This window comes from Hansschlegelia sp. KR7-227, from assembly GCF_049446035.1.
In the GTDB taxonomy this organism is placed as follows: domain Bacteria; phylum Pseudomonadota; class Alphaproteobacteria; order Rhizobiales; family Methylopilaceae; genus Methylopila.
The window spans coordinates 81,596-94,780 of sequence record NZ_JBMSEA010000004.1; the positions used below are offsets into that span (position 1 = coordinate 81,596).

Sequence of the window (13,185 nt, forward strand, 5' to 3'; positions counted from 1 at the left end):
TCGCGTCGTCGGCTTTCGGCGGAAGCGAGGGGAGGGCCCCCCGGCGCCCCGTCGCTCATTTGCCGCCGGTCACGTCGAGGAACGCGCCGGTGACGAAGGACGCCTCGGCGCTCGCCAGCCACAGGATCGCCCGCGCGACCTCTTCAGGCTGACCGCCTCTCCCCAGGGGGATCGAGTCCTTGACGCGATCCACCCGTCCCGGCTCTCCGCCGCTCGCATGCATGTCGGTGTAGATGTGCCCAGGGCGAACGCAGTTGACGCGTATTCCATCCCGCGCGACCTCCTTGGCGAAGCCGGTCGTGAACGTCTCGACGGCCCCCTTCGACGCGGCGTAGTCGATATATTCGCCCGGACTGCCGAGCCGGGCCGCGGCCGACGAGACGTTGATCACGGAGCCGCCGCGGCCGCCGTGACGATACGACATGCGCTTCGCCGCCTGCTGCGCGCAGAGGATGGGCCCGATCGCGTTGACTGCGAAGATGCGCCGCATCCGCTCGAATTCGAGGTCCTCCAGCCGGGACTGCCGCGCGAGTATCGCGGCGTTGTTCACCAGCGCGTCGATCCGGCCGAAGGTCCGGTCGATCGCGGCGAAGAGTCGAACGACCTGCTCGGGATCCGCGCTGTCTGCGCGCATAGCCAAAGCCCGCCGCCCGACAGCGTCTATGTCAGCCGCCACCGCAAGGGCGGCGGATTCGTCGGCGACGAAGCTGATCGCGACATCGTAGCCTTGCGTGGCGGCGAGCCGCGCGGTCGCCGCGCCGACGCCACGACCTCCACCCGTTATCAGAATGAGCGGCGCCTGCGCGGAAGCAACCATTGAGCGAGCCTTCTTGTGGGAGCAGGGCGGCGATCTCACCGCCTCGACAGAAGTGGAGAGAGAAGCAGCACAAGCGGCAGCGTGAGGAGCGCCGTCGCGGCGGCGGCGGTCATCCCCCAGGCCCAGCCGCCGAAATCGCCGATGAGGCCGTAGAGCACCGGCGCCAGCGCGCCTGCGCCGATCACCCCGGTGTAGAACACCGCGAACGCGCTTTCGACGCGCGCCGCGGGCGCGAGTTCAGGGACCGTTCCGTAGAGCACGGACGACGTCCCGTTCAGCGCGACCCCCACGGCCGGGAGCAGGATCAGCGCCGGCGCCAGCGGCAGCGCCATCGCCGTGACGATCAGGGCGACGGTGACGCCCTCGGTCAGAAGCACGGTTCGCACGACGCCGAGGCGCGCCCCGAGCCAGCCGCAGGCGAACTTGCCGAACGCGCCGCCGACGAACACGGCGGCGAACGCCGCCCCGACGGTCGGCAGGGTCGCTCCTCTCGATTGCAGCATGAACGGCAGAAACGTCAGGAAGCCCATCCGCGCCGCCGTATCGAGCGCGCCAATGGCGCAAAGCATCGGAAAGCCGCCCCTGCCCGCTTCGGGGATCGGGCGTTCAATGGACTTCGCTTCGCCCCTGCGAACACGGGGCATGAGAGCCACCGCGGCGGCGGCGGCGAGGCCGATCGCCGCGATCAGCCAAAGCGCGTGCCGCCAGGGCATGAGGGTGACGAGCAACGACGTCAGGCCCGGCAGCGCCGCCTTGCCCAGATCTCCGGAGAAATTGTAGGTCCCGATCGGGCCGCGCGCTCTGTCGCCGAAGGCGCGGGATACGGCGGCCGAGGCGATCGGGTGTTGGACGCTCGATCCGGCGCCCGACAAGGCCAGGCTCGCGCACAGTCCCAAGGCTCCGCCTGACAGCCCGGCGAAGGCGTAGCCGAGCGCGGCGAGGAGGGTGCCGCAGGCGAGCAGCGTTCGCGCGCCGACCCGCTCGGCGAGACGCCCGGACGGAACCTGCAGCGCCGCCATCGATCCCGCGTAAAGGCCGCGAAGAAGCGCGAGCAGGCTGTAGCTCAAGCCGAATTCGGACTGCCAGATCGGCAGGAGCACGTAGATCAGGTCCGTGTAGCCGTCATGCAGGGCGTGAACGAGACCGGCGACCGCAAGCGTGCGGTTGGCGCCCTTCGGCTCGGCGAGCCGGCGGCGTGGCGGAAGCGGAACGGACATGAGCGCTTTTGACGATGAGGTTTCATCACAGGTTGCGCTTTCGTACGCCGCGTCACAAACGACTTATCCTGACGCGACCTGTGAGGAAAGCTGACGCGAATGAGCCGCCGCCTGCCGCCCCTGAACGCTCTGCGCGTGTTCGAAGCCGCCGGTCGGCATCAAAGCTTCACGCGTGCGGCGAGCGAGCTTCATCTCACCCACGGCGCGATCAGCAGACAGGTTCGCGCGCTCGAGGAATGGTTCGGGCAGCCGCTGTTCGACCGCGGCAACCGGCGGGTCACGCTGACGGATGGCGGCGTCGCCTATGTCGCCGAGATCGGCGCGGCGTTCGACCGGATCGCGGCCGCCACGGCCCGCCAGTTCGAGCGGCGGGAGAGTCGCGTGCTCCAGGTGAACGCCATCGCGACCTTCACGCTGCGTTGGCTGATCCCGCGGCTGTCCTCCTTCCACCGGGCTCATCCGGGGATCGAGGTCCGGCTGACGACGTCGAACGCGCCGCTCAAGGACGTCAGAGACGTCTACGACATCGCGATCCGCGGCGGTCCCGATCCGGTTCCGGGTCACGTCGCGGAGCGGTTCCTCGGCGAGACGCGCATTCCGGTCTGCAGTCCCGCGCTGCTGGAGAGCCTGCCTCTCGCGACGCCGCGGGACCTTGGTCGACACACCCTCCTGCACGCGGCGACGTTGCCGGGCGTGTGGTCGCAATGGCTCGTGGCGGCGCGCGTCCCCGACCTGACGCCGGCGAGCACCGTGACGCTCGAGCACTTCTACCTGACGCTGCAGGCGGCGCTCGACGGCGTCGGCGTCGCCATGGGGCCGACGGCGCTCGTGGCCGACGACGTGAAGGCCGGTCGTCTGGTCTACCCCTTCGAGGGCCCCGCGCTTCCCGCGCGGAGCTACTACGCCTATGTGCCGGACGCCCAGGCCGACGACCCCGCGGTTCGCTCGTTTTGCGGCTGGCTCAGGAAAGTTGCGCAGAGTCCGTGAAACGGACGCCGGGCGACGATCGACGCTCGACCGCAGCTCCGCCCGGCGCGGGCCCCGCCTCGTTCAGCGGGCGAAGCTGGTGGAGAGGGAGAGGACTTTCCAGGCGGCGATCTCCGCGGCCATCCGAGCTTTCCTTCGACGAGGCCCAGCGGCGTCCGTCCTCGCCGAGGAAGAGACGGACCGGCGGCTCGTCCGCGTCGACCAGCCGCAGAAGGGCCTGCGCCGCCTTCGCCGGCGCAGGGTGTGGCTTTCCGAAGCCTGGCCGGACGTGCCGGCCCGGCTAGGTCGCTTGGGTCTGCCTCAGTTTTTCTTCGAACTGCGGGAGGTTGACCGCGCCGCTCGAGCGCAGATTGGAAAGCTCCGCGCCCCTGCGGTCGTAAAACAGGATCGTAGGCGGGCCGAAGACTCTATGGTCCTTCATGACGGTCTTGGCCTTCAAGTCATTGCCGGTGACGTCGACCTTGATCACCGAGAAGTCTCGCAGTCTCTCCTGAAGCGTTCCGCTCGCGCTCATCGCGGTTTCGTTCTCGGCGCAGGCGACGCACCAGCTGGCGGTGAACATGACGAGGCTCGGGCGGCCGGACGCGCGCGCGGCCCGCAGGGCGGCCGCCAGCCCCGCGGCGCTGTCGACGGTCGCCTCCGGCGTGCGCGCTTCGGACGGCGCCGGGGCCATCGCCAGGCGCGACAGAGGGCGCAGCGCGTCGTCGGCGCCGGACGCGGCGCCGGCGACAAGCGCCGCGCCATAGAAAATCGCGGCGACGCCCGCCGCCTTCGAAAGTCGCCGCCATACGGAGCCGTCTCGTCCCGATGCGTCGAGCGCGCCGAGAAACACGCCGACGCCGATGGCGAACAGCGCCCAGAGCGCCAGAGTGGCGGCGGGCGGCGCGACCCGTCCAATGAGCAAGATCGCGATCCCCAGAAAGACCACGCCGAAGCCGTGCTTGATCCCCTCCAGCCATCGTCCGGATTTCGGTAGGATCCTGGCCCCGAAGACGCCGACGGCGACCAGCGGCGCTCCCATGCCGAGCCCTAAAGCGAAAAGCGCCGCAGACCCGCGCACGACATCGCCGGTCTGGGCGACATAGACGAGCGCTGCGGCGAGCGGCGGCGTCACGCAGGGGCCGACGATCAGCGCCGAGACGAAGCCAAGCGCCGCCGCCCCGAAGGCCGAGCCCCGCGCACGCGATGTGAGCGGAGCGACCCGCGACGCGATCGCTGACGGCGCCTGCAGCTGGACCAGGCCGAACATCGACAGCGCGAGCACGACGAAGACGATGCTCGCCAGGGTGAGCGCGACGGGCGTCTGCAGCGCGGTCTGGAGGTTCTGTCCTGACCATGCGGCGACGACGCCCAGAGCGCCGTAAGCGGTCGCCATCGCCAGCACGTAGGAAAGCGAGAGCGCGAGCCCCCTTCGTGGCGAGAGCGCCTCGCCCGAACGCGCGAGGACGCCGACGAGGATCGGGATCATCGGATAGACGCAGGGCGTGAGCGCGAGCAGCAGGCCAAGTCCGAAGAACGTCGCCAGCACGATCGCGATGTCGCCCTCGAGATCGGGCGCGAGAGTGGTCGAAGACGACGGGACTGTGGGCGACGCCGAAGTCTTGTCCGCGACGCGGTCCTGATGACCGACGGCGGCGTCAGCCCGTCCGAAGTCAGCGGAGGTCTCGGCTCCTGTCTCGGGAATGTCGGCGAGGTTTATATGCTTGGTGATCGGCGGGTAGCAGACGCCGCGCGCCGCGCAGCCCTGGTAGCTGACGTCGAGCGGCGCGGACGGATCGACGTGCCGGGCTTCGACCTTCGCGGAGAAGGTCGCGTCATAGATCTCGACGGAGCCGAAGGTCGGATCGTCCTTACGCTTCGCAGGCGGCGTGCCGACGGGGACAGGCCGTCCGCCTGACGCCGCCGCTATCTTGTCGCGGTACAGATAGACGCCCGGCGCGATGATCCAGGCAAGGTCGATCGCCCCATCCGCGGCGCGGCTCGCTTTCAGCGCCATCGCCTCTTCGGCCGGCGCGGGCTCCGGCGACTGCGCCAGGACCAAGGGCGAAGCGAACACGCAAACTGCAAACGTGACGAATGCGACGAGACGTTCGAAACGCATTTCGGGCTCCTCGAATGACGAGCGCCGCGTGTCGATCTCGAAGCTTATGGGGACCTTAAACCGGATAGGCTCTTCGGCGTCGCGCCTCGCGAGCGCCCCATGCGCTGGGCTCGAGCGTCGCCCCGGCGGCGGCCGTCGTCGCGGGCGGGCTTCGCGACGATCTCTTCAGACGCGCGCCTCGTCCTGGGCGTCAAACCGTGCTTCACGCGGCCAAAAGCCATGGCGCGGCCTGTTACGTCGTTTTCTCATCCGGACGGAGAAAACCGGCCAAGCATGGTGCTTAGACGCCGGCAATCGTTTAGAACGAAACGGTCGGGATAACGCTCGGCGACTCGGCGTTTAGGTCGCGTGGCTGGAAGCGCGAAAGAGCTGACGCGTGAAGGTCAAGGCAGCGACGGGCATAAGATGAAGGTATTGATCGCTGACGATCACTGGATGATCCGCGCGTCTCTCAAACACGCCATCGAGAGATTACAGGGTTCCTTTGAGCCTGTTGACGCAGCAAGCTTCCAGGAAGCGTTGGATATTCTGCGCGATAATCCAGATATCGACCTGATGTTTATTGACCTTGTAATGCCAGGTCTTTCGGAGCTGGAAGGCCTTCGAACCTTACGAGCCAATTACCCTGACATACCGATAGCTGTCATATCCGTGCATGAGGACCGCGACCACGTCCTCCGGGCGATCTCCGAAGGCGTGATTGGGTATATCCCCAAGAGCGCGGAAGGCGCCGAGCTACTCCGTGCGTTGACGCTGGTCCTAAACGGCGATGTTTATTTCCCGCGCGATATCTTGCAGGGCGGCCGCATGCGAAGCGCGCTTCCCATGGAGCCCACGAAGGAGCTGAAGCCGAAGGCGACCGCCCTGACAGCCCGTGAGGATCAGGTGCTCGAACTTGTCGGGCGCGGGCGTTCGAACATCGAAATCGCCGACGAGCTCGGCCTGAGCCCGAACACGGTGCGGGTGCATCTCCGCAATATGAGCCTCAAGCTGAAAGTGAAGGAGCGCTCCGAACTCGCGGACTACAGGCCCCCGTCCATACCCGCCACGCGAAGCGCGACTTGATCGCCGAGCGGCTGTCCGCCCCGCCGTCGGCGAATGGTCCCGGTACAGACGTCGCATTGCTTTGCGAGACGCTTAACTGCGTCGCCTACGCGTTCTCCGTAGACACTGACGGCGGCGTAACAGTCGATTGGGTCGTCGGTTCGATCTCGGGCGCCTGCCCGGTTCCTCTGCGGGCTCTCCTTGCGGGCGCGCCCCCCGGCGGCCAGACCGCGCAGGCGCAGGCCCACCTCGCCAAGCTGCTCGCTGGCAACGCCTCGCAGATGGATCTCGTCTGCCGATGCGAACAGGGCCAGTCGCTTCGCGTCCGCGACTCCGCGCAGCCGGAATTCAACAAATTCGGGCGCGTCGCCCGCATCCTCGGAACGGTACGGGACATCTCGGGCGAGCTCTGGGCGAGGCAGGACAATGCTCTCGACATCTGGCGCCATCGCATCGCCGAGCATCTGGATGTCGGCCTGACCTGCTGGGACATCGACGACAGGCTGGTCCTGGTGAACCGCGCCTTCGGCGGCCTGCATTCTGCTCTCGCCACGCTTGTCAGGCCCGGCATGTCGGTAAGGACGCTGATCACGGCCGTCGCCCGGTCTGGTGAGATCGTCATCGACGGAAGCCGGCGGAGCTGGATTGAGAGCACGCTCGAGGATGTGCGCAACGACCGGGCGCGCGAGCATGCGCTCGTCGACGGGCGCTGGCTTGAGGTCACGCCGGTGCATTTCGCCGAAGGGGCGATCCTGCGCATTCAGGACATTTCCTCACAGAAGGGCGGCGAGCGCGCGCTCAGGTTGGCGAAAGAAGTCGCCGAGACCGCCAACATGAAGAAAAGTCGCTTCCTGCGCGCGGCCAATCACGACCTCCGCCAGCCGCTTGCGACGCTGAAAATCCTTATCTACAGCAGCTTCGACGTCGTCGAGGAGGCGAAGCGGCGCGACCTCCTCCATTCGATGGACGTCACCGTCGGCATAATGGACGAAATCCTCGGCTCGCTGCTCCAGATCGGTCAGCTCGACGCCGGCCGCATCGCGACCCGGATCGTGCATTTCCAGACCGCCCAGGTGCTGGAGCGGCTGAAGATCGAATTCGGCCCCCAGGCGGAAGCGAAGGGGCTCACGCTCCGCGTCGCGCCAAGCCACGTGACGATCACGTCCGACCGCGTGTTGCTGGAGCGCATCCTCAGCAACTTCATCGCGAACGCCATCCGCTTCACCGAAACCGGCGCCATCCTCGTCGGAGCGCGCCGCCGCGGATCAAACCTCGAGATTCAGGTCTGGGACACCGGCTGCGGGATCGCCGACGATCAGTTGGCGCTGATCTTCGAGGAATTCCACCAGGTCGCGAACCAGCCCAGCCACCGCCAGCGGGGCCTCGGCCTTGGGCTCAACATCGCCTACCGGCTGGCCGAGCTGCTGGAGCACGACATCGACGTCCGCTCGACGGTCGGCCGAGGCTCGATGTTCTCGGTTTCCGTCCCCGTCGGCAATGTGTGGCAGAGCGATCTCGGCGAACCCGAGATCTCCGAGCGCATCGGCGGCGAATTCCTCGACGTGAAGGTGCTGGTGATCGAGGACAACGAACTGTTGCGGCGCACGGTGTGCCTGATGCTCGACCGCTGGGGCGTCAAGGTCACGGAATCGAGCGACGGCGAGACGGCTCTGTCGCGGTTCGCCGATGGAGCGGAGCCGCGCCCGGACCTGGTGCTGGTCGACTACCGCCTGCCGAACGGCCGCGCGGGAACGGAGGTGATGGCCGACCTGCGCCGCATCTTCGGGCAGGACCTGCCCGGCATCGTCGCGACCGCGGACACCGATCCGACGCTGATCGCGCGCATCCGGGCGGAAGGCTTGCCGGTGCTGATCAAGCCGATCAATCCCGCCCGGCTGCGCTCGGCGATGCATCATCTTCTTTTCGAGCAGCGGCGTGAGCCGATCAAGATGGACGAAGCATGACGCAGGACGCTGAGTTCATCCCGATCGGCAGCATGGTCCCGCTGACCGGCGCATCCTCCGCGGATGGTCGCGAATTCCGCAACGGCCTGCAGTTCGCGATCGAGGAGATCAACGCGCTCGGCGGCATCCTCGGCCGTCCGGTACGGCCCTTTTTCGTCGACACCGGCGACCAGAGCGCTGAAATGGTCACCGCCGCCGCACGCGAGCTCATCAGCCGACGCGGCGTCCACGCCATCGTCAACGGCTACAACATCGGCGCGCAGAACGCGGAATACGAGGCGATCGCCGACGCCGGCATCATTTACGTGCACCACAACACGCTGCTGCAGCACCACGATACGGTTATGGGCGATCCCGACCGCTACTTCGGCTGCTTCATGAGCGACCCGGCGGAATACTGGTACGGGCAGGGCTTCATAAAGTTCATCTCATGGCTGAGGGACTCCGGGCAGTGGCGACCGGAGTCGAACCGGCTTGCGATCATCTCAGGATCGCGGCCCTACAGCATCGTCACGGCGAACGCGATGCGGTCCTCGGCGGCCGATTTCGGCTGGTCGGTGGTGTTCGGACCGGAGATCGTGAGGACGCCGACGACCGACTGGCAGTCGGCGCTCGACCGCGCCCGCGAGACGCGGCCGGCGATCCTCGCCAACACGCATTTCTACGCAAGCGACATCGCGCATTTTCAGCGGCAGTTTATGAAGAAGCCGATGAACTGCCTCGTGTACCTACAGTATGGCGGCATGCATCAGACCTTCACGGAGGTGGCCGGCGAGGACGCCGAGGGCGTCATCATCGGCACGGTGGTGGGGCTGGTGCACGACGACGACGGCCGCGCCTACAGCAAGCGCTACCGCGAGCGCTTCGGCGCGACCGCGACGCCGGAGGTCGGCGCCCTCTCCTACAGCGCCATGCATCATTACGCGCTTGCGGCAGGCGTCGCGGGCGGCACCGGGGCTCCTTACGAGTTCACGCAGAACCGCAAGGTCGCGCAGCGGCTAAAGGCGCTCACCTACCGAAGCGTGCTCGGCACGATCCATTATCATCCGCAGTGGCAGGCGGCGGTCCCCTACCCAGACGCGACGCGGGATCCCTCTCGCGGCATGCCGCATCTGTTCTACCAGGTGCAGGATTACCGCAAGGAGCAAGTCGTGATCGCTCCGGTTCCGTACAACACCGGCCGCTTCCAACTGCCGCCCTGGCATCGCGCCTCACGCGCCGCGGAGACCGCGCCGGCGGCGCCGGACATCCTGCCGCCGCCGTGAGAACAGCGGCAGGACGATGCGCTCGCACCCTTCAGGCCCAGGTCCGGATCCGGATCTGCATGCCGACGACGACGGCGCCCACCACCTGATAGGCGATGCCGCTGTCCTCGAAGGTTTGCTGGACCTGCCTGATGGTGCAGACGGTCGGGAAGCGGTCTTCCTTCTCGAAGGCGACGATCGTGCCCTTCGAGACGCGCGCCCGGGCCGCGAGATCGTCCTGCGTCCAGCCGAGAACGGCGCGGCTCGCCCGGCACCATCTTCCGCTCAGCATAGGCGACGGCTCCTGGGGTCTCGAAGGCCGGCCGGGGGCGGCGCCTTCTTCATGATCGGCGCCTGACGGCGGCGAGGCGTGAACCTCGCCGCCGACCGTCCGCGGTCTTGCTCAGTACTTCGCGACCAGCGGCGCGACCGCCGCTTCCGGAGTCCAGAGCGGGACGATCAGGTTGGTCCAAAAGGCGGTCTCCTTGCCGCCGTAATTCTTCTGGGCGACGTCCTTGGTCAGCTTCACCTGCAAAGTCGCGCCGCCGAAGTCGTAAGAGACCAGTCCGCCGAGCGCGAACTGGCTCTGCTTCCGGTAGCTCGATCCGGGGCTCGTCAGGTCCCTCGACATATGCGCGACGGGGCCGAGTCCCCATTTGCCGATCGCTTTGGTGATCGAGAAGTCGCCGACGAAGTAATCGGGAGCGAGGCTGGAGTGATCGCCGACCGGGTTGCCGTACATGAAGTTGGCGGTCGCCTGCCACCCGTCCTTGAGGTAGGTGAAGCCGGCGCGCTGCTCGATGGTGCCGTAGTCGAGCGACGTCGAGTCGTCCTGCGGCACGTAACCGCCGATACGGTAGCCGAAGCGAAGACCGTCGGTGATCGGCCAGCTGATCTGGGCGGCGAGATAGGTGTTGTAGAGGCCGAAATCGTGCTGCGCTCCCTCGATTGAGACGTCGACCAGCGTCGGCGCCACGACGAACGAGATGGCCCCGCCAGCCACTTCGAGCGGGCTCTGGTAATAGAAGAACAGAATGTTCGCGTTGACGCGCGCGTCGACGCCGCCGACGTCGCGGAAGCTCGAATCCGTCTGGTTGATGTAGTAGAGACCTTCCGGGAATTTCGCGTAGATCGCGAGACCCGACGTGAACCCTGGGGTCGTCGAGCCCGCCGCCATCGCGTCGGTCGGCGCGGCCGCTCCTGCGAGCGAAGCGCCTCCGGCGGCCAGCATGCCCGCGGTGAACCTGCGCAGCTTGCCCCGCGCCAAGCTTGTCATCTTAGTCATCTCATTGTCCCCTGATTTCGCATGTGCGATGTCGCGGGCCGGGCTCGGACCGCTAGTTGTCCCCGACGAAGTTCTTTGCGCTTTCATGAAGCAGGCTGCGTTGCTTGCGACATGGCGGTCTTTTGTTATTGAAATGCTTGAACGGCTCTCCTTCCGCCTCAGGTCGTCGCTGCGCGGCGGGAGACCTGACGCCGGGCGCCGACGGGCGCGATCGTGAGCGACACCGCCCCCCCGACCGCGCAGGCCGCGAGCGCGCTGAGCAGGGCGAGCGTGTAGTCGCCGGACCCGTCGAACAGGACGGCGGCGACCCATGGGGCGAGCAGGCCGGCGAGCCCGTAGGCGAACATCATCGCGCCATAGACCTGGCTGATGCGGTCCGGTCCCCAGTAGCGGCCGACCAGTACGGGCAGCACCGATGCGGCGGCGCCGAACACCAGGCCGATCGCCGCCACGCCCGCCAACGACGCCCCCGCGCCGGACGCGGTCAGCAGAGCGAGCAGGCCCGCCGCGCAGATCGCGTGGATCGCCGGGAGGATGCGGCGGGCGGGCGTGGCCTCGGCCAGCCGGCCGCCGAGCAGAGAGCCCGCGACGTAGCTCAGGTTGAGCGCTATCGGCGCCGTCGCGGCGAGCCCCGTCGACGCGCCCGTCGACGCGAGCAGCTTCACCGCATGCGCGACCATCATGAGACCGGCGTAGTTGAAGACGAAGAAGGCGAGCGCGAGCTTGAAGAACAGCGGCGACAGCCAGGGCCCCCGGTCCGTCGCGCGACCCGGGCCCGCCTTCGTCGCGAAGGACGGCGTGTTCGCGGTGAGCGCCAGCACCGCGCCGCCCACGGCGAGCAGCCCTGCTCCGATCATGGCGAAGGAGACGGACGCGCTCCGCCCCGCAAAGGCCAGCGGGAGCAGTCCGGCGAGGATCACTCCGCTCAACGCGAAGGCCGAGACCGTCAGGCTTATGAAGACGCTACGCCGGGCGTCCGGAGCGCGGGAGGCGAGCGCCAGCGAGAGACCGTAGCCGAGGCCCGCCCCGATCGGAAACAGCACGCCATAGCCGACGAACAGCGTCGCGAACGAAGGCGCAAGCCCGAACAGCAGATGACCGCCGCCGGCGAGCCCGAAGGTCAGCAGCACATAGGCGCCGAGCGGAACGCTTCGCAGCAGCCTGTCATAGATCAGCGCGCCGATCGTGAAACAGACCAGCGCCGTGCTGGGCACGAGGCTGAGCTTCGGGCCGGCCACGCCGAGCTCCGCTTCGAGCGGGACGGCGAAGATGCCCCAGAGATAGATGATCCCCATCGCCAGCATCGTCGTGATGGCTGCGGCGAACGCGGTCCGGGAGGTCGAGGGCATGGAAGCGTCGCCTTTCGCGGTCTGGAGGCGGCTTTGGGGGCTCGCAGGGCCGAGTCGTCCCGCGCCGGGCCCTTGGGGTCCGGCTCGAAGCTTGGTGGGGTGGAATGGCGCGGCGCGCGCGCCCGGGGGCGGACCGTCAGTCCCGGAGGTCGGCCACGTAGCGCAGGCGGATCTGGTCCGAGATCACGGCTGCGATCAGGATCATTCCGATCACGACGGTCTGCAGATAGGAGTCGATCCGCGCGAGGTTCATGCCGTTCTGGACGAGGTTGATGAACAGCGCGCCGAGGATGACGTTCTCGACCCGGCCGATCCCGCCGCGCAGGCTGACCCCCGCTATGACGCAGGCGGCGATGGATTCGAGCGGCATGGAGCTGCCGACATTGGCCTCGCCGCTGTCGAGCCGGGCGGTCATCAGCACGCCGGCGATGCCGGTGAGGAACGCCGAGATGACATAGACGGTGAGCAGCGAGGCGCGCGTGTTGATGCCCGAGAGCAGCGCCGCCCGGATGTTGCCGCCGACCGCGTAGAACGAGCGCCCCGTCCGCGTCCAGTTGACCAGCACGTAGGATCCGAAGATCAGCGCCGCGGCGACCCAGATCGGGAACGGGATCTGGAGGAACGAGCCGAAGCCGATGATCTCGCCGAAGTCGGGCGGCATGCCGTAGACCGGCGTCCCGCCGGTGAGGTAGAGCGCGACGCCGAAGCCGATCGACGAGACGCCGAGCGTCATGATGAACGGCGAGACGCCGAAGAAGGCGACTCCGACGCCGTTCAGCAGCCCGAGCAGGGAGCCGCAGGTCACGCCGACGCAGCAGCCGAGCACGATCGCAAGGGGCAGCATGTCGGGCATCGCGACGGCGAAGGCCGACATCGAGAGCGCGGTCGTGACTGAGGTCAGCGCGAGGACGGTTCCGACCGACAGGTCGAACCCGCCGGTCAGGAGCACCATCATCTGGCCCAGCGACACGATCGCGAGGAAAACCGACTGGCGCACGACGTTGGTGAGGTTTCGGACGGTCAGGAAGTTGTCCGACATCAGGCTGAAGACGATGAGGGCCAGCACCAGCAGGATCGGCAGAACGCCGACCTGGACGAACAGACGCTTCAGCGACTGTCCGGAGGGCTTCAACGGAGAGGTGGCGACGGTGATCGACATCGGATGGTCCTCGGATCG

Annotated in this window: 11 protein-coding genes; 4 read left to right on the forward strand and 7 right to left on the reverse strand. The window is 67.6% G+C overall.

Annotated features, from left to right (window positions below; genetic code table 11):
- Positions 1 to 55: 55 nt before the first annotated feature.
- Together ACO2RJ_RS19835 and ACO2RJ_RS19840 are read right to left on the reverse strand one after the other, a co-directional pair.
- The gene (locus ACO2RJ_RS19835) at positions 56 to 817 is read right to left on the reverse strand and encodes an SDR family oxidoreductase (protein WP_423269907.1); all 762 of its coding nucleotides are present in this window, start codon (positions 815 to 817) and stop codon (positions 56 to 58) included.
- A gap of 35 nt (positions 818 to 852) precedes the next feature.
- Positions 853 to 2,034 carry an MFS transporter gene (locus ACO2RJ_RS19840; RefSeq protein WP_423269908.1) on the reverse strand — a complete coding sequence of 394 codons (1,182 nt, stop codon included), beginning with the start codon at positions 2,032 to 2,034 and terminating at the stop codon, positions 853 to 855.
- A 99-nt stretch (positions 2,035 to 2,133) separates the two neighbouring features.
- Between ACO2RJ_RS19840 and gcvA the strand changes: the two genes are divergently transcribed.
- Entirely contained in the window at positions 2,134 to 3,021 is an 888-nt protein-coding gene (gene gcvA / locus ACO2RJ_RS19845) for a transcriptional regulator GcvA (RefSeq protein ID WP_423269909.1), read from the forward strand.
- A gap of 280 nt (positions 3,022 to 3,301) precedes the next feature.
- Here gcvA and dsbD read toward each other — a convergent pair whose 3' ends face one another.
- A complete protein-coding gene (gene dsbD / locus ACO2RJ_RS19850; RefSeq protein WP_423269910.1) occupies positions 3,302 to 5,122 on the reverse strand; it encodes a protein-disulfide reductase DsbD in 1,821 nt (606 codons plus the stop codon).
- Between the two features lie 405 nt (positions 5,123 to 5,527).
- Between dsbD and ACO2RJ_RS19855 the strand changes: the two genes are divergently transcribed.
- The 3 genes from ACO2RJ_RS19855 to ACO2RJ_RS19865 are packed head-to-tail and all read left to right on the forward strand — an operon-like array spanning position 5,528 to position 9,395.
- Positions 5,528 to 6,187, forward strand: a complete 660-nt coding sequence (locus ACO2RJ_RS19855; RefSeq protein ID WP_423269911.1) for a response regulator — start codon at positions 5,528 to 5,530, stop codon at positions 6,185 to 6,187.
- Positions 6,188 to 6,243: 56 nt separating this feature from the next.
- Positions 6,244 to 8,130 carry an ATP-binding protein gene (locus ACO2RJ_RS19860; RefSeq protein WP_423269912.1) on the forward strand — a complete coding sequence of 629 codons (1,887 nt, stop codon included), beginning with the start codon at positions 6,244 to 6,246 and terminating at the stop codon, positions 8,128 to 8,130.
- Positions 8,127 to 9,395, forward strand: coding sequence for an ABC transporter substrate-binding protein (locus tag ACO2RJ_RS19865; protein WP_423269913.1), 1,269 nt, complete (start codon positions 8,127 to 8,129; stop codon positions 9,393 to 9,395). Before ACO2RJ_RS19860 ends, ACO2RJ_RS19865 begins: the two co-directional genes overlap by 4 nt.
- Positions 9,396 to 9,426: 31 nt before the next feature.
- Here ACO2RJ_RS19865 and ACO2RJ_RS19870 read toward each other — a convergent pair whose 3' ends face one another.
- The 4 genes from ACO2RJ_RS19870 to ACO2RJ_RS19885 all read right to left on the reverse strand — a co-directional run bounded on the left by ACO2RJ_RS19870 (position 9,427) and on the right by ACO2RJ_RS19885 (position 13,167).
- Positions 9,427 to 9,666, reverse strand: a complete 240-nt coding sequence (locus ACO2RJ_RS19870) for a helix-turn-helix transcriptional regulator (RefSeq protein ID WP_423269914.1) — start codon at positions 9,664 to 9,666, stop codon at positions 9,427 to 9,429.
- 111 nt (positions 9,667 to 9,777) lie between these two features.
- Entirely contained in the window at positions 9,778 to 10,659 is an 882-nt protein-coding gene (locus tag ACO2RJ_RS19875) for a transporter (protein ID WP_423269915.1), read from the reverse strand.
- Positions 10,660 to 10,817: 158 nt separating this feature from the next.
- Positions 10,818 to 12,008: an MFS transporter gene (locus ACO2RJ_RS19880; RefSeq protein WP_423269916.1), complete on the reverse strand. Its 1,191-nt coding sequence runs from the start codon at positions 12,006 to 12,008 to the stop codon at positions 10,818 to 10,820.
- Between the two features lie 136 nt (positions 12,009 to 12,144).
- On the reverse strand, positions 12,145 to 13,167 hold the full coding sequence (locus tag ACO2RJ_RS19885) for an ABC transporter permease (protein WP_423269917.1): 1,023 nt from the start codon (positions 13,165 to 13,167) through the stop codon (positions 12,145 to 12,147).
- Between the last annotated feature and the right edge of the window lie 18 nt (positions 13,168 to 13,185).

Bases quoted from the DNA above. Each gene is read 5' to 3' on its own strand.
- ACO2RJ_RS19835 (WP_423269907.1), bottom strand. From the start codon at position 817: ATGGTTGCTTCCGCGCAGGCGCCGCTCATTCTGATAACGGGTGGAGGT.
- ACO2RJ_RS19840 (WP_423269908.1), bottom strand. From the start codon at position 2,034: ATGTCCGTTCCGCTTCCGCCACGCCGCCGGCTCGCCGAGCCGAAGGGC.
- gcvA (WP_423269909.1), top strand. From the start codon at position 2,134: ATGAGCCGCCGCCTGCCGCCCCTGAACGCTCTGCGCGTGTTCGAAGCC.
- dsbD (WP_423269910.1), bottom strand. From the start codon at position 5,122: ATGCGTTTCGAACGTCTCGTCGCATTCGTCACGTTTGCAGTTTGCGTG.
- ACO2RJ_RS19855 (WP_423269911.1), top strand. From the start codon at position 5,528: ATGAAGGTATTGATCGCTGACGATCACTGGATGATCCGCGCGTCTCTC.
- ACO2RJ_RS19865 (WP_423269913.1), top strand. From the start codon at position 8,127: ATGACGCAGGACGCTGAGTTCATCCCGATCGGCAGCATGGTCCCGCTG.
- ACO2RJ_RS19870 (WP_423269914.1), bottom strand. From the start codon at position 9,666: ATGCTGAGCGGAAGATGGTGCCGGGCGAGCCGCGCCGTTCTCGGCTGG.
- ACO2RJ_RS19875 (WP_423269915.1), bottom strand. From the start codon at position 10,659: ATGACTAAGATGACAAGCTTGGCGCGGGGCAAGCTGCGCAGGTTCACC.
- ACO2RJ_RS19880 (WP_423269916.1), bottom strand. From the start codon at position 12,008: ATGCCCTCGACCTCCCGGACCGCGTTCGCCGCAGCCATCACGACGATG.
- ACO2RJ_RS19885 (WP_423269917.1), bottom strand. From the start codon at position 13,167: ATGTCGATCACCGTCGCCACCTCTCCGTTGAAGCCCTCCGGACAGTCG.